This window comes from Mycolicibacterium fluoranthenivorans (genome assembly GCF_011758805.1).
GTDB classification, from domain to species: domain Bacteria; phylum Actinomycetota; class Actinomycetes; order Mycobacteriales; family Mycobacteriaceae; genus Mycobacterium; species Mycobacterium fluoranthenivorans.
Genome location: NZ_JAANOW010000004.1, coordinates 57,578 through 79,496 on the forward strand (window position 1 = coordinate 57,578; position 21,919 = coordinate 79,496).

15 protein-coding genes are annotated in these 21,919 nt (G+C 68.8%); 4 read left to right on the top strand and 11 right to left on the bottom strand.

The window, feature by feature from the left end; translation table 11 throughout:
• The first annotated feature begins 35 nt into the window (after window positions 1-35).
• Entirely contained in the window at window positions 36-1,007 is a 972-nt protein-coding gene (locus tag FHU31_RS26835) for an alpha/beta hydrolase (RefSeq protein WP_167163790.1), read from the top strand.
• Here FHU31_RS26835 and FHU31_RS26840 read toward each other — a convergent pair.
• Window positions 997-3,768: a helix-turn-helix transcriptional regulator gene (locus FHU31_RS26840; protein WP_234901707.1), complete on the bottom strand. Its 2,772-nt coding sequence runs from the start codon at window positions 3,766-3,768 to the stop codon at window positions 997-999. The genes FHU31_RS26835 and FHU31_RS26840 overlap by 11 nt on opposite strands.
• The gene (locus FHU31_RS26845; RefSeq protein ID WP_263987930.1) at window positions 3,765-4,727 is read right to left on the bottom strand and encodes an alpha/beta hydrolase; all 963 of its coding nucleotides are present in this window, start codon (window positions 4,725-4,727) and stop codon (window positions 3,765-3,767) included. Before FHU31_RS26845 ends, FHU31_RS26840 begins: the two co-directional genes overlap by 4 nt.
• A gap of 276 nt (window positions 4,728-5,003) precedes the next feature.
• On the opposite strand from FHU31_RS26845, the gene FHU31_RS26850 reads away from it, so the two are divergent.
• The 3 genes from FHU31_RS26850 (at window position 5,004) to FHU31_RS26860 (ending at window position 9,533) form a co-directional block, all read left to right on the top strand.
• Window positions 5,004-5,831, top strand: a complete 828-nt coding sequence (locus FHU31_RS26850; protein ID WP_167163794.1) for an alpha/beta fold hydrolase — start codon at window positions 5,004-5,006, stop codon at window positions 5,829-5,831.
• Window positions 5,832-5,892: 61 nt separating this feature from the next.
• On the top strand, window positions 5,893-7,050 hold the full coding sequence (locus FHU31_RS26855) for an FAD binding domain-containing protein (RefSeq protein WP_167163796.1): 1,158 nt from the start codon (window positions 5,893-5,895) through the stop codon (window positions 7,048-7,050).
• Window positions 7,047-9,533 carry an alpha/beta hydrolase fold domain-containing protein gene (locus FHU31_RS26860; RefSeq protein ID WP_167163798.1) on the top strand — a complete coding sequence of 829 codons (2,487 nt, stop codon included), beginning with the start codon at window positions 7,047-7,049 and terminating at the stop codon, window positions 9,531-9,533. The genes FHU31_RS26855 and FHU31_RS26860 overlap by 4 nt, the downstream gene beginning before the upstream one ends.
• Window positions 9,534-9,557: 24 nt before the next feature.
• Here FHU31_RS26860 and FHU31_RS26865 read toward each other — a convergent pair whose 3' ends face one another.
• The 9 genes from FHU31_RS26865 to FHU31_RS26905 all read right to left on the bottom strand — a co-directional run bounded on the left by FHU31_RS26865 (window position 9,558) and on the right by FHU31_RS26905 (window position 21,878).
• The gene (locus FHU31_RS26865; RefSeq protein WP_090363974.1) at window positions 9,558-10,295 is read right to left on the bottom strand and encodes a 3'(2'),5'-bisphosphate nucleotidase CysQ; all 738 of its coding nucleotides are present in this window, start codon (window positions 10,293-10,295) and stop codon (window positions 9,558-9,560) included.
• Window positions 10,292-12,142 (bottom strand): sulfate adenylyltransferase subunit CysN, encoded by a 1,851-nt coding sequence (cysN, locus tag FHU31_RS26870; protein WP_234901693.1) that lies wholly within the window; start codon window positions 12,140-12,142, stop codon window positions 10,292-10,294. The genes FHU31_RS26865 and cysN overlap by 4 nt, the downstream gene beginning before the upstream one ends.
• A 1-nt stretch (window position 12,143) precedes the next feature.
• Window positions 12,144-13,073, bottom strand: a complete 930-nt coding sequence (gene cysD / locus FHU31_RS26875) for a sulfate adenylyltransferase subunit CysD (RefSeq protein ID WP_167163802.1) — start codon at window positions 13,071-13,073, stop codon at window positions 12,144-12,146.
• A 119-nt stretch (window positions 13,074-13,192) separates the two neighbouring features.
• Window positions 13,193-14,524 carry an MFS transporter gene (locus FHU31_RS26880; protein ID WP_167164386.1) on the bottom strand — a complete coding sequence of 444 codons (1,332 nt, stop codon included), beginning with the start codon at window positions 14,522-14,524 and terminating at the stop codon, window positions 13,193-13,195.
• Between the two features lie 96 nt (window positions 14,525-14,620).
• Window positions 14,621-15,127, bottom strand: coding sequence for a beta-class carbonic anhydrase (locus tag FHU31_RS26885; protein ID WP_167163804.1), 507 nt, complete (start codon window positions 15,125-15,127; stop codon window positions 14,621-14,623).
• A 72-nt stretch (window positions 15,128-15,199) separates the two neighbouring features.
• Window positions 15,200-17,167, bottom strand: coding sequence for an ArnT family glycosyltransferase (locus tag FHU31_RS26890; RefSeq protein WP_167163806.1), 1,968 nt, complete (start codon window positions 17,165-17,167; stop codon window positions 15,200-15,202).
• Between the two features lie 28 nt (window positions 17,168-17,195).
• Window positions 17,196-18,419, bottom strand: a complete 1,224-nt coding sequence (locus FHU31_RS26895) for a bifunctional glycosyltransferase family 2/GtrA family protein (protein ID WP_167163808.1) — start codon at window positions 18,417-18,419, stop codon at window positions 17,196-17,198.
• Between the two features lie 55 nt (window positions 18,420-18,474).
• Window positions 18,475-20,301, bottom strand: coding sequence for an ArnT family glycosyltransferase (locus FHU31_RS26900; protein ID WP_263987932.1), 1,827 nt, complete (start codon window positions 20,299-20,301; stop codon window positions 18,475-18,477).
• 50 nt (window positions 20,302-20,351) lie between these two features.
• Window positions 20,352-21,878, bottom strand: a complete 1,527-nt coding sequence (locus FHU31_RS26905; RefSeq protein WP_167164390.1) for a sensor histidine kinase — start codon at window positions 21,876-21,878, stop codon at window positions 20,352-20,354.
• Window positions 21,879-21,919: the final 41 nt, after the last annotated feature.

The following is a 21,919-nucleotide window of genomic DNA, read 5'->3' on the forward strand; positions in this document are numbered from 1 at the left end:
CTGAAGTTCGCGTCCGAACCGGGGAGGGCAGCGACGTGACGGCGAACCCGCATGGCCTCGCGCTCGACCCTGCCGCGCAGGCGTTCCTGGTATCCGCCGGATCTCACCCGCTCACGCACACCCACGCCGCGGCCGCCCAGCGTGCCGCCTGGGCCGAGCTGCAACGGGATACGTCCGGAACGGACACCGCCGCACAGATCTCCGAACGCTGGACCACAGTCGAGACACCCGACCACGGATCCCTGCGAGTCCGCATCGTCGAGCGATCGGATCGCACCGCCCCTTCGGCGGCAGTGCTGTATCTGCACGGCGGCGGCTGGGTCCGCGGAGACGCCTCGACCCACGACCGGATCGTTCGTGAGTTGGCGATCAGGTCGGGCGCCGCCGTGATCTTCCCCGAGTATGCGCTGTGCCCAGAGGTGCGCTATCCCGTCGCCCTGGAGCAGGCCTACGCCACCGCGCAGTGGGTGATCACCCGCGGCGCCGAGCACGGTCTGGACCCCGCCCGGCTCGCCGTCGCGGGCGACTCCGAGGGCGCCAACCTCGCGATCGCCGTGATACTGCTGGCGTTGCAGCGCAAGTCTTTTCAGTTCCGCCACCTGGTGGCATTCACGCCGGTCACGGACGTGGATTTCGCGACTCCGTCCTACCTGCGCTTCGCGCAGGGCTACGGCCTGCACCGGGACACCATGCAATGGCACTGGGACCAGTACGCCCCGAATCCCCAGGACCGCACGCTGGACACCGTCTGCCCGCTACGCGCCGAGGACCGCGACCTGGCGCGCTTTCCCCCGTCGTTGATCATCACCGCCGAAGCCGATGTCGTCCGTGACGAAGGCGAGGCCTTCTCAGCGCGGTTGCGCGCGGCCGGCGCCGTCTCTGCCGCGGTGCGGTACGAGGGCACGATTCACGACTTCGTGGTGGTGAACGCCCTGCGGGAGTCCGGTGCGGCCAAAGCGGCCACCGCACAGGCGGCGGCCGCGCTGGCTGCCGCGCTCAGCTGGTGAACTCCCGAAGTTCGTGACGCCGCGTCACGCCCAGTTTCGGATATACGTGATAGAGGTGGGAGGCAATGGTGCGCGGCGAGAGTTTCAGCCGCTCGGCAATCTCCCGATTGGTCAGACCCGACGCGGCCAACGCGACGATCTGACGTTCCTGGGCCGTCAACGCGTGCAGCGCATTTCGGGGAGCTGACGCGGTGTCCGGCACCCCGGCCGCGCGCAACTCGGAACGCGCGATCTCGCTCAGGGGTTGCACCCCCAGTCGCTCGAACACCTCCAGTGCGGCACTGAGCAACAGCTTGGCCTCAGCGGGTCGGCGGGCCCGGCGCAACCACTCGCCGTAGTGCAACCGCGCCCGGGCCCGGTCCAGTGGCCACTGTTCGCCCGCCGGGTCGAACACCGCGAGCTTGTAGTGACGTTCGGCCCGGTGCCCGGCCGTCGCGAGTGCCGTGGCCTGATGTTGCAGAAGGCGAAGGCGTGCCGGTGGTTTGACCATCACCTGCCTACTGATCCGGACAAGGAGCGGCGCCACCTCCTCGGTCCGACCACACCGCGTCGCGGCCCAGGCGAGGTCGGCAACCGCGCGGTAGGAGATCACGAAGTGCGCAGGATCGGCATTGCTGAGGAACATCGCCCCGAAGCGCCGGTATGCCTCCTCGAAATCCCCCGATACGACCGCGATCCAGCCCGAGGCGCGCATCAGGGCCACTTCGGTGGCCCGCGGCGGGGCTGCGGACCCCGGGGCGACGGCGCGGGCCTCCTTCAGGGCGGCGCTCGCGCCGTCCACGTCACCCCGGAAGGCGAGCAGTGCGGCGGTGCAGGCCTTGATCTCGCGGTCGACCAACGTGATCGACCGGACGGCGCTGATCGGGGCGGCGGCGGTGAGCAGGTGCGTCAACTCTTCCCATCGACCGGTGTCCAGCAGCGCCCACGCCAGCGGCGCCAGCGCGAAGGTGAACCCGCGCAACCCGTCCAGACTCGCCACATCCCCGACGACGATGCCGAGCTCCTGCGCCGCGACGGCCGTGTCCTCGCTGGAATAGGCCATCGCACCGGCGATCAACCGTCGTGCCATGTTCGCCGGCGTTCCGGGCTGCGGTCGCAGCAGAGCGCGGTCGAACACGCGAGGCCGGGCACCGGCCGAACCAGCCGTCTCGGCGTACATCGCGATATGGGCCCGCTGCAGCGACGCGACGCCCACCGGGAACGGCAGCGAGAACCGGCTTGCCACGGTGGGTAATTCGAGGGTTTCCAGCCACCGACGGAGGTCCCGGCGATGGTCGAGTTCCCCTGAGTAGTACGCGGCGCCCGCTGCCGCGTACAGCAGCGCCAACTCCAGGTGCCGGTCGACGGGGCGCCGGCCATCGAGGATGGACCGGACGGTGTCGACCGCTTCGGTGGGACGCGCGTATTGCAGCAGCGCGGAGGCCCGGGTCAGCGCGGCGAACCCGGCGACATCGGCGTCCTGGGCCTCCCGCAGCGGCACGTCGGTGAGCGCCATGGCCCAACCTGGATCGCCCCCGAAATTGGCCGCACTGGCAGCCTGGGCGTACCGGCGAGCCGCGTCACCGCGCTGCGGACTCATCTCGGCCGCCCGTTGCAGTGCGCGCGCCAGCTCCAATTCCGTTCCCGGACAGGACGATATGGTGGCCGACTGTTCCAGCGCCTGGGCAATCTCCTCATCCGGACCGGGTGCAGCGGCGGCGAGATGCCACGCCCGCAGACTCTCCTTCAGCCCTGGGGTGGCGGCCAGCGCCACGTGAGCGGCCCGCTGCATGCCCAGGTCGCCGGCGGCGTATGCCGCCGACCGGATGATCGCGTTGGCGAAGATCACGCGCCGGTCGTCGGTGAATTCGACGATGCCGGCGGCGCGGGCGGGTTGCCAGTGGGCGAAGTCGTCCGCGCGGCCGGCGGCCCGGGTGATCGCATCGATGCTCTCGTACCCGGTGGCGGCCGCCGCCACCAGCAGCAGCTTCCGGGTGTCGGCGGGCAGCGCGGCGATCTGGTTGACGAAGACCGGATGGTGCCCGGCCAGTTCGTTCATGGTGGCGCCGTGGAACGTCCTGGTCTTGTTGCGGCCATAGGCGCGGGCCAACTCGATCAACGCCAGCGGATTGCCACGCGACCAGCGGATCACCTCGCCGCGCACGCTGCGATCCGGTTGATGTGGTTGCACGTCCAGCAGTTCGGCCGACGACGCCGCCGAAAGCGGTGGCACGTCGATGCTGTCGATGGACCTTGCCACGCCGCCGAGCACGTCGCGGCGCCGTGCGGTGAACAGTGCCCGGACCCGTGTGCCCGCCAGCTGCGCGACCAGGGCGAAGAGAAATTCGCCCGCATCGCTTCCCCATTGGTCGATATCGTCGACCAGCAGGACGGTCGGCGCGGAGGTGGCCTCCAGCAACGCCACCACCGCGTCGGCCAGCGGCGCCGCATAGGCGTGCGGGGTCTCGCCGCCGTCGAACAGGTTGCGCAGTACCCGCTGCAGGCCCCACGGCAGCTGCTCGCAGTGGTGGCGAAGCGGCCACAACACCGTGGCCAACCGCACATGCACGGGCGAACTGGACGCGCCGGCGAGCCACAGCACCTGCACGCCGTCATCGGCGCCGGCGGCTGCGCGGCGCAGCAGTGCGGTCTTGCCGATCCCCGCCTGCCCGATGACCAGGAGCGCGGGCGGTGCTCCGGGTGCGTTGTTCACCACCGCCGAAAGTGCGGCGATGACGCAGTCTCGACCGATGAGACGCGGCGCACTGTGCACCACTGTCATCGCCACAACGCCTCGGTGAGAAACCACGCTCCCTGTTCGATGGCAGCCCGGGTGGGCGGCGTGTCGGCCAACTGCTTGAGGACGACGAAATCGTGCACGGTGCCCAGGTAGCGCAACGCCGTCACGTCGACTCCCGCGGCGCGCAACTTCGCCGCGAAACCCGCCCCTTCGTCGCGAACCACATCGGCCTCTGCGGTGACGACCATCGTCGGCGGCAGACCGGCCAGGTCCTCAGTCGCGGCGTACAACGGTGACACGGTGGGACATTCGGGGTCGTCATCGCAATACTGCTGCCAGTACCAGGCCTGTTCGTCGCTACTGACCAGATAGTTCGCACCGAAGATGCGGTGGGACTCGGAGCGGCACAGTGCATCCGTGGGCGGGTAGTAGACGAGTTGCGCCCGAAGGCGCGGCCCGCCGCGGGATTTGGTCAGCATCGCCACCGCGATCGCCAGTGTCGCGCCCGCACAGTCACCGGCGATCGCGAACTCCCTCGCGTTCAGTTCGAGATCGTCGGCGTGGGCATGGATCCACCGCAGCATGGCGTAGCACTCCTCCAGCGCCACCGGGTAACGCGCCTCCGGGGTGCGGCTGTACTCGGGTACCACCATCGACACCCGGCACCTGAGGGCGAACTCGGCGATCACGTCGGCATGGGTGTCGGCATCACCGAACATCCACTGGCCGCCGTGCAGGTAGAAGACCGCGGGCAGTCGACCGTGCACTCCCTGCGGGCGCACGATCCAGAACCCGGTGAGCCCCGACGGTCCCACCGGTGCGGTGTGGAACCGCGCGACCGTGCCGACCCGATCTAGGCCGGACTGCTGGGCCTCCCGCAACGCCACCCGTCCGTCTTCGGGGCCGAGGTCACGCATGGTCGGCGGGATTCTCATCGCGGCCAGCAGGCGGGCGGTCGCCGGATCGAGGACCACCCCGCCGGAGTGCTGATGGGAGCTCACTGGTTGCGCCTTGTCGCCAAGACGCGGTCATCGTGACCGCGTCATCCTCGAATGATAGGCCCGGGCCACCACACCGGCTCGGCTTCCGCAGGCGGGAGACCCCTCAGTCATCCGACTGATGACGAGAGCGTGGGTGCCGACGGACACTCGAGCAATTGGTGGCTGGCAGGTAGCGCTGGGGTACCACTGGCGGTCCCCTCGATTACCGGCAGCGTCCATGACAGACCGCCGGTAGGTCGGCGACAGTGAACGACAACACCACGCAGGAGGAACCGCATGAGCACGATCACGACCACCGACGGCACCGAGATCTTCTACAAGGACTGGGGTCAGGGCCAACCCATCGTCTTCAGCCACGGCTGGCCGCTGTCCTCCGATGACTGGGACAACCAGATGCTGTTCTTCCTCTCGCACGGCTACCGCGTCGTCGCGCACGACCGGCGCGGCCACGGACGGTCCACCCAAACCCCCGGCGGACACGATCTGGATCACTACGCCGATGACCTGGCTGCCCTGGTAGAAGCACTCGACCTGCACGATGCCATCCATGTCGGCCACTCCACCGGCGGTGGTGAAGTCGTCCGCTTCCTGGCGCGGCACGGTGCCCAGCGCGCCGCGAAAGCCGCACTCATCAGCGCAGTTCCACCGCTCATGGTGCAGACCGAGGCCAACCCCGAAGGCCTGCCCAAATCGGTGTTCGACGACTTGCAGGCCCAGTTGGCCGCCAACCGCTCGGAGTTCTACCGGGCGCTTCCGTCGGGGCCGTTCTACAACTACGACAAGCCGGGCGTGCAGTCGTCGGAAGCCATCATCGAAAACTGGTGGCGCCAGGGCATGATGGGCGACGCACTGTCGCACTATGACGGAATCGTCGCGTTCTCGCAGACCGACTTCACCGAGGATCTCAAGAAGATCACCATCCCCACCTTGGTGATGCACAGCGTGGACGACCAGATCGTGCCCTACGTCGCGTCCGGGCCGAAATCCGCTGCGCTCCTGCAGAACGGGACCTTGAAGACCTACCGCGACAACTTCCCGCACGGTATGCCCACCACCCACGCCGACGTCATCAACGCCGATCTGCTGCACTTCCTGAAGCTCTGATCGGCAAACGGGATGCCACACCTGCCCCACCCGCAGCGCGACGCAGGGGCGGTGCACTGACGTGCATTGCCTCATCATCGGCGGCTCCCTCGGCGGGCTTGCCGCCGCCCATGAGATGCGGTGGACCGGAGCCGATATCGCGGTCTACGAACGCTCCGTCGACCGCACCCAACCGCGCGGCGCGGGCATCGTCATGCAGCCCGAAGTCGCCGAACTGCTCGCGAAGATCGACAGGTCGGTGCCCTCGGTCAGTGTCGCCTTGTCCGAACGCCAACAGTTGCACCGGCACGGCGAGCCGCACCGATACTCGGCACCGCAATGGATGACGGCGTGGGACACCCTGTATCACGCCCTTCGTGAACCTCTGGGCGGCGAGAGTGTGCGGATGAACAGCACGCTGACCGGCCTGAGCCTCGACGCCGGGCGGGTCACCGCGGGATTCGGCGACGGCCACGAATCGACAGGCGATTTCGTGGTCGGCGTCGACGGGATCGGCTCCACCACACGACAGTTGCTCACCGGCCGCAGCGATCTGAAGTACAGCGGATATGTGGCCTTCCGGGGGCTGGAACCCGAGGCGGATGTACCCGAACACCTGCTGGCGCTGCTCGCGGGGCGGTTCACCATGTTCGCCGTCCCCGGCCTGCAGATGCTGTGCTACCTGGTGCCGGGTGCGGACGGGCAACGCGCCGCCGGTGAGCGTCGCGTGAACTGGGTCTGCTACGTCAACACCGCGGCGGCCCGACTCGCCGAGCTGATGACCGGGCGTTCGGGCCAGCGGTTCGACCAGTTCCTGCCGCCCGGCGAGCTCACCGAACAGTCCCAGACCGCCCTGCTCGAACTCGCAGCGCGTGAACTGCCACCGCAGCTCGCCGAATTGATCGGGGTGTCACGAGTTTTCCTGCAGCCCGTCTTCGACCTTCCGCCCGCACAGATGGCGGCCGACCACATCGCCTTGATCGGTGACGCGGCAGGTACCGTCCGCCCGCACACCGCGTCGGGAACCTCGAAAGCGTTCGGCGACGCCGCCGGATTGGCCGCCGTGCTCACCGGTTGGCGGCCCGGCTCCGCGTTACCCGTCGGTGCGCTACGTGGCTGGGAACATGCGCGCCTGTCTCATCTGCGGGCGGTGGCGGCCGGCGGCATCCGACTGGCCGGCCAGTCCGCTCTCGGACCCGGCGGACCGCAATACCTGACCGCCGAAGAGAGGATCCGATGACGGGGTCGATCAGCGCCGACCATCAGGAGTGGACGATCGTCGACTGCGAAGACCTGGGGGTTATCAAGGTGCGCCTCGTCAGGCCGACGGCGATCACCGATCCCGTCCCCGCCATCGTCTTTCTCCGCGGCGGCGACCTCTTCCCCGAAGCAGCGGGCTCACGAGATCGGTTGGTGCAGCAGCTGGTCCTGCAGACCGGCGCCACGGTGGTCTGCCCGGACTACGGTTCCGTCTGGAGCGCCAGGTATCCCCGGACCGTCGAGCAGATCTACGCGGTATGCCGATGGGTGCTCGCGCACGGCGCCGCCCACGGCATCGACCCCACCCGGATGGCGATTGCCGGTGACTCCGCGGGCGCCACCCTGGCGATCTCGGTCGCCCTGATGTCGGTACAGCGCAACGAGTTCGCGCTCAGGTTCCTCGCGGCCTTCTGCCCCCTCGCCGACCCGGGCCGCGATACGCCGTCGCACCGGCTGTTCGCCGACGGGTACCTGCTGTCCAGCGCCACCGCAGGGCAATGGTGGCGGCACTACAGCGCGGACCGGCCGACCCCGGAGACCTGGGGAGCCGGTGCGCATCCCGCACACTTCGCCGGCCTGCCCCCGACGCTGATCATCACCGCCGAAGCCGACCCGGTCCGCGATGAGGGCGAGGCCCTGGCCGCCCTGCTCCGACAGGCGGACGTGCCCACGACGTCGGTCCGCTACGGCGGCACGGTCCACGACTTCGTCGCCCTCGATTCGCTGGCCGAGACCGAGTCGGCGAAAGCCGCACTGCGGCAAGCCACCTCGTTGTTGGCGCTGGCCCTGGGCTGTTCGGCGACATCGGGTGTCAACCCCGCCGCACCACCGCTGACCGACGGTCAGTGGGATGTCCTGACCTCCTACGGCACCCGACACGACGTCCGCTCGGGCGAGACCCTGTTCCAGGCCGGCCAGGCCGGATGCGACATGATCGTCGTGGAAGCCGGCACCGTGGAGGTGGTCCGCCGCGCCACTGCCGACAGCGCGGAAATGCTGGTGGCGCACTACGGTCCCCGGCAGTTCACCGGGGAGCTGAACCTGCTGACCGGGCAGGCCACCTATTTCGATGCCCGCGTCGCCACCGCGGGCACCATCGTGCGGATCGATCCGCGCGAATTCCGCCGCCTGATGGATGAGCAACCGGATCTCTCCGATGTCATTCTGCGGTCCCTGGTGGCGCGGCGCCAGAATCTGCTGACCCGCCAGGCCGGCACCGTCGAGATCCTTGCCGGTGCACCGTCGGCGCACACCCTCGCCCTGCACACCTATCTCGACCGCCTGCAGTTGCCTTTCACATGGACCGATCTCCGCTCCGAGGCCGGCGCTCGCCTGGCGCAGGGCACCGGCCTGTCCGCCGCCGACCTGCCTGCGGTCGTCACCGCCGAATCCGTGATTCGGCGGGCCACCCCCGAACGGCTCGCGCAGGCGTTCGGCCTGGCCGGTGGCGCATTCGAGAGCGGCGACGTCGACGTGGTGGTCATCGGTGCGGGACCGGCGGGCCTGGGCGCGGCGGTATACGGGGCGTCTGAAGGGTTGCGCACCCTGGTCCTGGATTCGGTCGCGCCGGGCGGCCAGGCCGCCAACAGTTCACGTATCGAGAACTACCTGGGATTCACCTCCGGTCTCAGCGGTGCCGAACTGACCGGGCGGGCCGCCATCCAGGCGCAGAAGTTCGGAGCTCGTATCGACTCGCCGCGACGGGTGGTCGGCGTGCAGGCAGCCGCGGGACGGATCGAGGTACACCTGGCCGATGCCACCGTCATCACCACCGGTGCGGTCGTCATCGCCACCGGCGCACGCTATCGATCGTTGCCGATCGAACGGTGGACCGACTTCGAAGGTGCGGGAATCTACTATGCCGCAACAGAACTGGAGGCCCGCCGGTGTACCGATGCGCCGGTCACGGTCGTCGGCGGCGCCAACTCGGCCGGTCAAGCAGCGCTGTTCCTCGCCGATCGAGGGAGTGCGGTCGATATCTGCGTCCGAAGTTCATCGCTGACGGCGAGCATGTCGGCGTACCTCGCCGAACGCATCGTGGCGCACCCCAGGATCACCGTGCACACCCGCACCGAGGTGACCGGGCTGGCCGGCGCCGACCACCTCACCGCGATCATGACGACCTCGACCCGCAACGACGGGCAGGCGATCCGCACCGAGCGCGATTGTGTCGGGCTGTTCTGTTTCATCGGCGCCGCCCCGGCCACCGACTGGCTCACCGGTGTCGCGCTCGACGATCGCGGCTTCATCCTCACCGATGCCCAGATACCCGCCGACTCGTTGGGACCCGAATGGGCCGCACTCGGTCGGCGACCGCTTCCGTTCGAGACGAGCGTCCCGGCCATCATGGCGGTCGGCGACGTGCGGGCCGGCTCGATCAAACGGGTTGCCGCGGCCGTCGGCGAGGGGTCGAGCGCGATCAGCTCCGTACACGCTGCCCGAGCGATCCGAGCCACCGGGTGACCGGTCCCGGCCGGACAGCTGAGGTCAGCCTGCCGTGACCGCCAGCACCGCGGCGGCGAGCTCCGGCCGGCACACCACCAGATCGGGCAGGCGTACGTTGTCCTGGTTGTAGACCAGCGGGGAGCCGTCGATCCGCGAGGTGTGCAGACCCGCAGCGCGCGCCACGGCGACCGGCGCCGCGGAATCCCACTCGTACTGCCCGCCGGCGTGTACGTACACATCCGAGATTCCTTGCACCACGGACGCCACTTTTGCTCCCGCCGAACCCAATTCGACCAGGACGCCGCCGAGCGCGTCGCGGACGGCGAGCGCCACGGCGGGCGGCCGGGTCCGCGAGACCACGATGCGCGCGACGTCCGGGGCTGCGGGCGGGGCGGCCACCGTCGGGGTGGCCAGCGTGACACCCTGGGCCGGCAGCGCGACCGCACCCGCCACCAGGTCGCCGGCCTGCCACAGCGCGACATGCACGGCCCAGTCCTCACGACCCAGTTCGGAGAACTCCCGGGTGCCGTCGAGCGGGTCGACGATCCAGACCCGATCGGCGGTCAGCCGGGCCTTGTCGTCGGCACCCTCCTCGGAGAGCACCACGTCGGCAGGCCTGTGCCGGGCCAACGCGGCGACCAGGAAATCGTGAGACCGCTTGTCCCCGGCGGCCTTCCGTTCCGCTTCGCTGCCGTCGGCGAGATCGCTGCGCACACCGAGCAGGAGCCGGCCGGCCTCGGTCGCCAGCTGCGCGGCCAGCTCGTGATCGGATTGGCTCATGCCCGCTTACCTAACAGGTCGATCACCTGTTGCGCCAGTTCGTCCGGGGTGTAGTCGGGCGTCAGCCGCAGATCCGGATCCTTCGGCCGCTGGTAGGGACTGTCGATACCGGTGAAGTGGGTGATTTCACCACGGCGAGCTTTAGCGTAGAGACCCTTCGGATCACGCCGTTCGCAATCGGCCAACGGGGTGTCGCAGAACACCTCGAAGAAGTCGTATCCACGTTCGGCGTGCACTCGGCGGGCCAGCTCGCGATGCTCGGCCAGCGGGCTGATGGCGGGCACCAGCACGATCTGGCCCGAGTCGGCGAGCAGCGTCGCAATGTGTGCGAGCCGCCGCAGGTTCTCGGCCCGATCGTCCATGGAGAATCCCAGATCGGCGTTGAGGCCATGTCGCAGATTGTCACCGTCGAGCACATAGGCCGGCCGGCCGGCGGCCAGCAGCTTCTGCTCGACAAGCATGGCCACCGAGGACTTTCCGGAACCCGACAGCCCGGTGAACCACACCGTGGAACCCTTCGACAGGCGATCGGCCGCGGTCACCAGGTTCTGGTGGCGCACCGCGTTCGGGCTGGCCGCGCGGGTGGCGGCGGGCGCCGTGGAGCGCACCATGCCGGCGGCGACGGTGCTGTTGGTGTCCGGGTCGATGAGGATGAACGACCCGGTGGCCGCGTTGCGCGAGTACTCGTCGAGCAACAGTGGAACCTGGGTGCGCAGCGTGACCCGGCCGAGTTCGTTGAGCTTCAACGCCGTCGCGCTCTTGTCGCGATGCAGGGTGTTCACGTCGAGCCGGTAGTCCAGTGCGGTCACCTTCGCACGGGTGGTGCGGGTGGTGTGCTTGATGAGGTAGTCGCGGCCCGGTTCCAGAGCGGCCGCATCGGCCATCCAGCACACGGTGGCGTCGAACTCACTCGTGACATCCGGCTGGTTGTTCGGCCTGGCGATCATGTCGCCCCGCGAGATGTCGATGTCGTCGGCGAGGCTGATCGACACCGCCATCGAGGTGAATGCCTCGTCCACCGGACCGGACGGACCCGAGATCTCGGTGATGCGACTGGTTTTTCCGGCCGGCAGAACCACCACCTCGTCACCGGGTCGCATGACACCACCGGCGATGGTGCCCGCGTAGCTGCGGTGATCGGCATGCTCGCGGGTCTGCGGCCGGATCACGTACTGCACCGGGAATCGGACGTCGACCAGGTTGCGGTCACCGGCGACGTAGACCTCTTCGAGGTGGTTCAGCAGGGCCGGGCCCTCGTACCAGGGCGCCACATCGGATTTGGTGACCACATTGTCGCCATTGAGCGCCGACAGCGGGATGGTCGTGACATCGTGAATGTCCAGGCGCGCCGCGAACTCGTGGAAGTCGTCGCGGATCTTGTTGAACCGCTGCTCATCCCAGTCCACCAGGTCCATCTTGTTGACGGCCAGGACGATGTGCTGGATGCCCAGCAGCGAGGCCAGGAAGGCGTGCCGACGGGACTGCTCCAGCAACCCATGCCGGGCGTCGACCAGCACGATCACCAGCTGCGCCGTCGAGGCGCCGGTCACCATGTTGCGGGTGTACTGCACGTGCCCGGGGGTGTCGGCGATGATGAATTTGCGCTTGGCGGTGGCGAAGTAGCGGTAGGCGACATCGATGGTGATGCCCTGCTCCCGCTCGGCGCGCAGACCATCGGTCACCAAAGCCAGGTCGGTGTAGTCGTTTCCGCGTTCCTTGGAGGTGCGCTCGACGGCCGCGAGCTGATCCTCCATGACGGCCTTGGAGTCGAACAGCAGCCGGCCGATCAGCGTCGACTTACCGTCGTCGACGGACCCGGCGGTCGCGATGCGAAGAAGCGTTGCCATATCAGAAATACCCCTCGCGCTTGCGATCTTCCATACCTGCTTCAGAGATTCGGTCGTCGGCGCGGGTCGCGCCACGTTCGGTGAGGCGGGACACCGCGGTCTCGGCGATCACCTCGGAGACGGTGCCCGCCAACGATTCCACGCATCCGGTGCAGGTGACGTCACCGACGGTGCGGAATCGCACGGTCTTCTCGACGACCGGCTCGTCCTTGCGTGGCTGCAGGAACTTGTGCACCGCCAGCAGCATCCCGTCACGTTCGAACACCTGGCGCTGGTGTGCGTAGTAGATGGACGGCAGCTTGATCTTCTCGGCCCCGATATAGGACCAGATGTCGAATTCGGTCCAGTTCGAGATGGGGAACGCACGGATGTGCTCGCCCTTGTGGTGACGGCCGTTGTACAGGTTCCACAGTTCCGGTCGCTGCGCTTTCGGATCCCACTGCCCGAACTCGTCGCGGAAGCTGAACACCCGCTCCTTGGCGCGGGCCTTCTCCTCATCGCGCCGCGCGCCACCGAAGGCGGCGTCGAACTTGTTCTCCCGGATGGCGCGCAGCAGCGTGAACGTCTGCATCGGATTGCGCGACGGGATGGTCTCGACGACGCGGCCGGCGTCGATATCGTCCTGCACCTTGGCGACCACGAGGCGCACCCCGTGCTGGGCGACCAGTTCGTCGCGGGCAGCCAGCACCTCGTCGAAGTTGTGGCCGGTGTCGACATGCATGACCGGGAACGGCAGCCGGCCGGGCGCGAACGCCTTGATGGCCAGGTGCAGCATGACGATCGAGTCCTTGCCCCCGGAGAACAGCAGGACGGGCTTCTCGAACTCGGCGGCCACCTCGCGGATGATGTGGATGGCCTCGGCCTCCAGCGCGCGCAGGTGGCTCAACTCATAACGAGCCGCCGCCGGGTCCAGGTCGGTGGGGGCACTCATCGCATCTCCATAAAGTTGGTAGAGATGACCAAGATTGCAGACATACCCCGGAATCTAACGGGTGCACCGGGGCAGTGTCAATGTTTCTGCGCGGTTGCTGTGCGTCGGACGTGCGGAGATCAGCCCGCGCCACTGACGTGCGCGCCGGCATTGCCCGGCAACCGCAGCGACTCCACCAGCGTCACCGCCATCAACGCTCCGAACACCAGGTAGGTCAGCGAGTAGGAGGTCAACTGACTCAGCAGCAGGGCCGCCAGCGCGATACCCAGGCCGGCCGCCAGTTCCTGCACCGCCGCGTTGAGCGTGTTCGCATGCGTGAGTCGGTCCCCGTCGACGTCGGAGAACGCCAGGCTGTTGTAGGCCGTGAACCCGACCGATCGCAGCGCACCACTGACGTAGAGCACCGCCGCGATGAGCGCCACCGGCACACCCGGCCGGAGTGCGGCCAGCAGGCCGAAACAGCCCACCGAGGCCACCCCGTTGACCAGTAGCACAGTGCGGATGCCGAATCTGCGCATCAGCGGTGTCGTCGCCGGTTTGATGGTGAGGTTGCCCGCGAAGAGCGCGGCCACCATCAGACCCGCCGCGAACGGAGTCCATCCGAACTCGAGCTGGAACTGCAACGGCAGGAGGAACGGCACCGCCGTGATGACCATCCGGTACAGCGATCCCGCCGACACCGTGATCCGCAGGGTTCGCACCTTCAGCACCCGCAGCGCCACCAGAGGCGCCTCGGTGCGCAGCAGATGCCAGACCGCCGTCATCAGAAGCGCCAGCGCGGCCACACCGCACCCGCCCACCAGCAGCCAATCGGTGCCGCTGACCCGAATGCGCTCCAGGGCGATCAGCGCCGTGGCGATCCCGCCGCCCGACAGCAGGATGCCCGGCCAGTCCAACGGGGTCCGCCCGGGTGCGGGATCACCGCGAACGAGCTTGAGCGCCAACAGGAAACCGATGATGCCGAGCGGGATGTTGACCAGGAAGATCCAGCGCCAGCTGCCGACGGTCGCAATCGCGCCGCCGAGCACCGGTGCCAGCACCGGAGCCGCGAGTGCCGGCCAGGTCAACAGCGCGATCGCCCGCACCAAGTCGGCCTTGCCACTGAACCGCAACACGGCCAGCCGGCCGACCGGCACCATCATGGCTCCGCCGACACCCTGGGCAATCCGCATCCCGACCAGCATCGGCAGCGACACGCTCAGCGCGCAGCCCACCGAGGCCAGCGTGAAGATCGCGATGGCGGCGATGAACACCCGCCGGATACCGAAGCGGTCGGCCATCCAACCGCTGGCCGGGATGAGCACGGCGACGGTGACCAGGTAGGCGGTGATCGCCACGTTGACGTCGATGGCACCGACCCCGAATTGGGCGGCCATCGCGGGGATCGCCGGTGTCAGGATGCTGGCGTCCAGGATCTCCATGAAGAACGCACCGGCGACCAGGAGCGCCATGCTCCGGGGAAACGGCGGACTTTCAGGTGCACCCACACCGAAAAGGTAGTGAGTTCAGTTGTTTAAGACAAAGTCGATCCGTCGCCGTGCGGCGGGCTAGCGGGTCACCTCCTCGAGGCGGCCCGTCGCGACATCGAAGATGAAGCCGCGCAACGATTCGTGCTTGGTGACGAACGGGCTGGCCTCGATCCGGCGCAGCGACTGGCGCACATCCTCGGCCACATCGGGGAACGCTTCGGCGGCCCATTCGGGTTTGAGGCCGATCTCGTCCTGGATGCCCCGCTTGAAGTCGTCGTCGGTGAAGGTCAACATGCCGCAATCGGTGTGGTGGATCAAGATGATCTCCCGGGTACCGAGCAGGCGCTGACTGATCGCCAGCGAGCGGATCTCGTCATCGGTGACCACCCCGCCGGCATTGCGGATGACGTGTGCCTCACCCTCGCCCAGTCCGAGGACGCGGTAGACGTCCAGGCGAGCGTCCATGCAGGCGAGCACGGCGACATGCTTGCTCGGTGGCAGCGGCAACGGCCTCGACTTCTCGGGGCCGCTGAACGTCTTGGCGTATTCCTCGTTGTTGCGCAGCAGTTGATCGGTGACAGACACCTGCCGGACGCTAACAACGGTCGACGTCGAGGGCACCGGTCGGAATCATCGTGAATCCAGCACGCCAGGAGATCAGTCGACCGGTTTACTCAAGTCGTAGACCGTCGTGCCACCCACATCGAGCTTGGTGAAGTGCTGCTGCACCCACGCCGAGATCTGGGCGCCCGCGCTGTGACTGTCCGAACCCGGTCCGCCGTGCCCGCCCGGACCGCGGTCGCTGACGATGAAGTACCGCACCTGGCCGTCGGTCACGTCATGCTGGAACTGCTCCAGCGTGGGCGAATTGTCGCCGCCGGCGAATCCACCGATGGACATGATCGACGCTCCGGTTCTCAGTTCCAGACCGCCGGCCTGCATCGAGCCGATGGTCGCTGCGGCCCAACGGTTGTCGAGCCCGGTGATCAGCTTCTCCAGCGCGGCGTCATCGGTCTTCTTGTCCCGGTCCCCGGGCGGCCCGAAGGGGAAGTCGCCGCCGGCGCGGGCCGGGCCCGAACTCGGCATCGGCCCACCGGAATGCGTGCCTGCCACCGTCGCGATCGAATACGCCGCACTGCCGGCGAAGCCGAACAGCAGGGCCGCCGCGGCCACCACCAGGGTGGCCTTGCCCAGTTTGTGCGCGCCCACCGCCAACACCGCGGCCACCAGGACCGAGCCGACAAGGATGATCCAGCGCAGCGCGGGGAACCAGTCGGGGGTGCGGTTGAGCAGAATGAAGGTCCACACCCCGGTGCCGGCCAGCATGGCCGTCAGCACCAGGCGCGGGGCCAGGAACTGCCGCCCCTGCCACAGCTCGGCCACCGCGATACCCAACAGCGCGGCCACCGCAGGGGCCAGCGCCACCGCGTAATACGGGTGCACGGTGCCGTCCATATAGCTGAACACCGCACCGGTGACGAACAACCAACCGCCCCACAGGATCAGGCTGGCACGGACCTTACCGGCGCGCGGGCTGCGCCGGGTGAACCACAGCCCGGCGGCCAGCCCGATCAGCGCGGCGGGCAGCAGCCAGGACACCTCGGTGCCCATGAAGTCGTTGAACAACCGGCCGATCCCCGGCTCGCCGCCGAAGAACACGTTGCGGCCACCCTCGCCACCGGGCCCACCCGGGAAATGCCCACCGCCACCGGGTTGGTTGGTACCGGTGATCCGCTGGATGCCGTTGTAGCCGAACGCAAGCTGCAGCAGGCTGTTGTCGGTCGAGCCGGCGATATAGGGCCGGGCATCGGCGGGCCACAGACTGACCAGCGCGATATACCAACCGGCGGAGAACGCCATCGCCACCACACCCACGGCCAGCGCACCCACCCGCTTGCCCACGGTCGCGCCGCCGGCGATCAGGAAGGCGATTCCCAGCCCGGGCAGCACCAGGAACGCCTGCAGCATCTTCGTCAGGAACGCGAAACCGACGGCGCAGCCGGTCAGCGCCATCCATGTGGTCATGGCGCCCGCCGAAACCGCACCGATGGCCCGCACCGTGCAGTACGCCGCGACCACCAACAGCAGCACCAGCAGCGCGTCGGGATTGTTGTAGCGGAACATCGACGTCGCCACCGGGGTCAGGGCCAGCGCGGTGCCGGCGATCAGACCCGCACCCGGCCCGCTGCATCGCCGCACCGTCGCGTAGAGCACCGCCACCGCGGCCACGCCCATCAGGGCCTGTGGCAGCAACATCGTGAACTCGCTGAATCCGAACAGCCTGCCCGACAGCCCCATCACCCACATCGCTGCGGGCGGCTTGTCCACCGTGATGGCATTACCCGCGTCAAAGGAGCCGAACAACAACGCTTTCCACGACTGCGTGCCGGCCTGCGCCGCGGCCGCGTAGTAGCTGTTGGCCCAGCCGTTGGAACCGAGGCCCCAGAGATAGAGCACCGCGGTGGTGACCAGCAGGGCCAGCAGCCCGGGCCGTTCCCAGGGGGCCTGCGTCCCATCGCCCAGCAGCAGCCGGGCTCCCCTGCCGCGCGCGCCGGGGGCCAAGGCTGTCTTCCCCGTCACTTCGCTCGCCAAGGCATCCGCCTGCCGGGAATCGGTCACAGTCATCTCAGTCCTTCGGGTGTCGGTAGGTCGTTCAGGAGGCGCGGCGCGGATGAAACACCCAGCCGCGCAGCAGCACGAAGCGGACCGCGGTGGCCACCAGATTGGCCAGCACCAGGACGGTCAGCTCGACCAGCTTGTGTGGCTGTTCGACGAAGGCGTGCAACCCGGCCAGCGATCCGCTGGTGATGGCCAGCGCGATGCCGAACACGATCAGGCCCTCGAACTGATGCCGCACCGCCCCGGCGCCGCGCACCCCGAAGGTGAAACGGCGATTGGCGGCGGTGTTGGCGACCGCGGTGACCAGCAGCGCCACCAGATTGGCCGCCTGGGCGCCGATCGAGGCGTGCAGCGCCATGAACAGCAGCAGGTAGGCGATGGTGGAGGCGACGCCGACCGTGCCGAACCGCACCACCTGGCGCAGCAGCGAGCGCGGTGCCGCGGCACGGCGTGAACCCAGCTGGGCGGCAATGGTATTGATCGGGATGGAGCCGTTGGCGAACCCGCGCAGCAACCGGCCCACCCCTTTCAGGTCCGCGGTCGCGGTGGCGATGATGTCGACCCGGCTGTCGGGGTCGTCCACCCAGTCCACCGGCACCTCGTGGATACGCAGACCGGTGCGCTCGGCCAGCACCAGCAGCTCGGTGTCGAAGAACCATCCGGTGTCCTCGACATAGGGCAGCAGCTCGCGCGCCACATCGGCGCGGATCGCCTTGAAGCCGCACTGGGCGTCGGAGAAGCCGGCCGCCAGGGTGGATTTCAGGATCAGGTTGTAGCAGCGGGAGATGATCTCGCGCTTGGGGCCGCGCACCACGCGTGCGTTGCGGGCCAGGCGGGTGCCGATCGCCAGGTCGGAATGACCGGAGATGAGCGGCGCCACCAGCGGAGCCAGCGCGGCCAGGTCGGTGGACAGGTCGACGTCCATATAGGCCAGCACCGGCGAATCGGACTGCGACCACACCTGGTGCAGGGCACGGCCGCGGCCCTTCTGCTCCAGCCGGACCACCCGCACCTCGTCGAGTTCGGCGGCCAGCTCGGCGGCGATCCGCGGGGTGTCGTCGATGCTGGCGTTGTCGGCGATGGTGATGCGCACCGGATACGGGAAGTTCTCCCGCAGGTGACGGTGCAACCGACGCACCGAGTTGGCCAGCGCGGCCTGTTCGTTGTACACCGGCACCACCACGTCGACCACCGGAACGGCGAGCGAGCGGGCGACCTGTACGGCGTTGGGCCGCGCGGCGAAGGCGATGTCTGTCATGAGTCCATAGTTGGGTGTCGGGGTGTGTCGGCCGTGGGCGCAAGCTATGCGAAACCTATGAATGCGGGGCGGTCAGGTCGTAGACCGTCACACCGGCCACGGGCACCGCGGTGAAGTGGCTCTGCACCCAGGACGCGATATCTGCCGCCTCCCGGCTGCCGCTGGTCTCGGACCGCCAGTTGCCCATCATCACAGCGTGGATGAAGTAGTGAATCTTCTTGTCCGACACCAGTTTCTGGAACTCCTGCAGGGTCGGCGCCGGATCGGTGCCGTTGAACCCGCCGACCGCCATCACGGGCGCACCGGTGGCCAGTTGATATCCGGCCGCGTTGGTGGAGCCGACGGTGGCCGCCACCCAGGTGTAGTCGTCGGCATGGGCGCTCAACAGGGCCGTCAGCGCGGGTTTAGGGGTGGGAGTGTCGAACGGTCCACCCCCACCAGCACCGAAACCGCCACCGAAGCCGCGCCCCGGCCCCACCGAGGGGATGGCCCCGCTGTGCGGGCTGGCCGCGGTGGCGACGGCGTATGCGCCCGGGCCGGCCAGGCAAGCCGTCACCGCCAGCGCAGCGGCGACGCCGGCCACCGCTCGTGGCAGCCGGCCGGACACCAGGATCAGCACCGCAGCGCCGATCCCGGCGACCGCCACGACCGCGCGCAGCCACGGCATCCACTCGGCTTGCCGGCCCAGCAGCACCGCTGCCAGCACCGCGGTGACGAGCACCGTACCGGCCAGCGCCGTCGCACATCTCAGGTCGGATCGCCGCTGCCACAGCATGCTCACCCCGATGCCCACGCAGGCACCGATGGCGGGCGCGAGCGCCACCGTGTAGTAGGGGTGCAGGATGCCGTTCGCGTAGCTGAACACCACGGCGGTCACCACCAGCCAGCCACCCCACAGGATCAGGGCGGCACGGGTGGCGTCGGTGCGGGGTGCACGCCGGGTCAGCACCAGGCCGGCGCCCAGGCAGATCAACGCGGCGGGCAGCAGCCACGCGATATGGGTGCCCATCTGGGAACCCAGCAGCCGGCCCCAGCCCACATCGTGGTTCATGTTGCCCAGTCCGCCGACCTCGTCACCGGTCAACCGGCCCAGGCCGTTGTAGCCCAGCGCCAGTTCGATGATGCTGTCGTGTTGGGAGCCACCGATATACGGCCGGGACGCGGACGGCCACAGTTCGACCAGCAGTAGGTACCAGCCGCCGGACAGCACCAGGGCCACGATGCCCCCGACGAGGCGCCACAGCCGGGTGCGCAGCGGGGCGGCCGCACAGATCAGATAGGCCGCGGCGAAAGCCGGCAGCACCAGGAATGCCTGCAGCATCTTGGCCAGGAACGCGAACCCGGCGGCCACGCCCACCGCGACCATCCACCAGCGGCTGCTGCCGGGCTCGCATGCCCGCTGCACGCAATAAGCCCCCACCACCAGCAACAGCACCAGTAGTGCGTCCGGGTTGTTGAACCGGAAGATCAGGGCCGCCGCGGGGGTCAGCGCCAGGATCGCACCGGCCAGCAGAGCGGCACCGGGCCCGGCAGCCCGGCGCACCGCGACGTACAAGAAGCCCACCGCGGCTATTCCTTCGAGCGCCTGAGGCAGCAGCACACTCCACGGGTGCAAGCCGAACAGCCGCACCGAGATGTCCATCAGCCAGAGCGCCGCCGGGGTCTTGTCGACGGTGATGGCGTTGGCGGCGTCGCTGGATCCGAACAGCATGGCGGTCCAGTCGCTCGCGCCGGCCTGCACGGCAGCGGAGTAGAAGCCGTTGGCCCACCCGCTGATCGACAGGTTCCACAGGTACAGCACCGCCGTCCCGGCAAGGAGCACCGCCAGCGCGGCGCGTTCCCTCACCGCGATCCGGCGGGCGGTCGATGCGGGCACGGGCACAGCTACCTCGGGCAGTACGGCGGTCACCTACTCGATCCTCACAACCCGCGCTACGTGGCGGTTTTGTCGGCGCTGTGCGTTACCTGTGACTCGCCTCGGGGCAGGGTGACGACGAACTCGGTATCGCCCGGCGCGCTGCGCAGTTCGATACGCCCGCCGTGCGCCCGGATCACGGCGGCCACGATCGCCAGACCCAGCCCGGTGCTGCCCATCCGCCGCGATCGCGACGAATCCCCGCGCGCGAACCGTTCGAAGACCTCCGGCTGCAGTTTCGCCGGGATGCCCGGCCCATCGTCGGCCACGGTCAGTTGCACGTCGCCGTCGGGCAGCACGCTCAGCGAGGTGACCACCGAGGTGCCCGCCGGGGTGTGCGTGCGGGCGTTGCCCAACAGATTGGCCAGCGCCTGGTGCAGCCGGGCATGATCGCCGACCAGCAGCACCGGCTCCTCGGGCAGGTCCAGCGACCACACGTGATCCGGGCCGGTGGCGTGCGCGTCGCTGACGGCATCGACCACCAGCTGCGACATGTCGACCTGGGCGCGCTCCAGCGGGCGCCCCTCGTCCAGGCGGGCCAGCAGCAGCATGTCCTCCACCAGCGTCGTCATCCGCTGGGCTTCGGACTCGACCCGACTCACCGCGTGCGCGACATCGGCCGGCAGATCGTCGCGCTTGCGCTGGGCGAGTTCGGTGTAACCCCTGATGGCTGCGAGTGGCGTCCTCAACTCATGGCTGGCGTCCGAGACGAACTGGCGCACCCGGGTCTCGCTGGCATGGCGGGCCGACAGCGCGCCGGCGATCCGGTCCAGCATCCGGTTCAGCGCCGACCCGAGCTGACCCACCTCGGTATGGACGGTGTCGGGGTCGACCGGGACGATCGGCGTGGGCAGATTGACCTCGCCGCGGTCCAGTTCCAGATCGGCCACATCGCGGGCCGCCGCCGACAGCCGCGACAGCGGCGCCAGTTGCCGGCGGATGATCCAGATGCAGGCGATGATGGCCCCGGCCAGCGCGATCGCGGCAACGACACAGAACATCGCGAGCACCCAGAGCAGGGTGTCGTCGACCACGGTGGTGGGCAGACCGACCACGATCACCCGGCCGCTGCGGTGCGCATGCAGGGCGAGCACCCGGTAAGACCCCAGACCATCCAGGTGCATGGCGACCGGGGTTCGCGTCGGCGGGACGGCGGCCAACTGAGCGGCCGCGGTGGAACTGATATCGGCGGTGGCCCCCTCCGAGGTGATCACCCCGGCATCGAGGGATCCATCGTGCCCGATGACCATGCCGACGGTGCGGATCGCCTGACCGGGCGCATTCAGGAACCCCGGGCCGGGCCCGGCCTCCGGGTCGAACCGGAATGCGGGCGGCCCACCGCTGTGCTGCGGGCCGTCCAACGGCGGCCCCGGCCCGAACGGGGGCGGTGGCAGGTCGACGATGCCCGCGGAACGCCGGGCGGCTTCCAGGAGCTGGGTGTCGAGCTGATGCATGAGGAATCGCTGCAACGCGAACTCGGTGGCGACGCCGATGCCGACACACAGCAGCGCCAGCAGGGTGACCTGGGTGACCAGCAGCCGCATGCGCAGCGACCAGGTGCGTGGTGCCAGGACGCGGCTTCTCA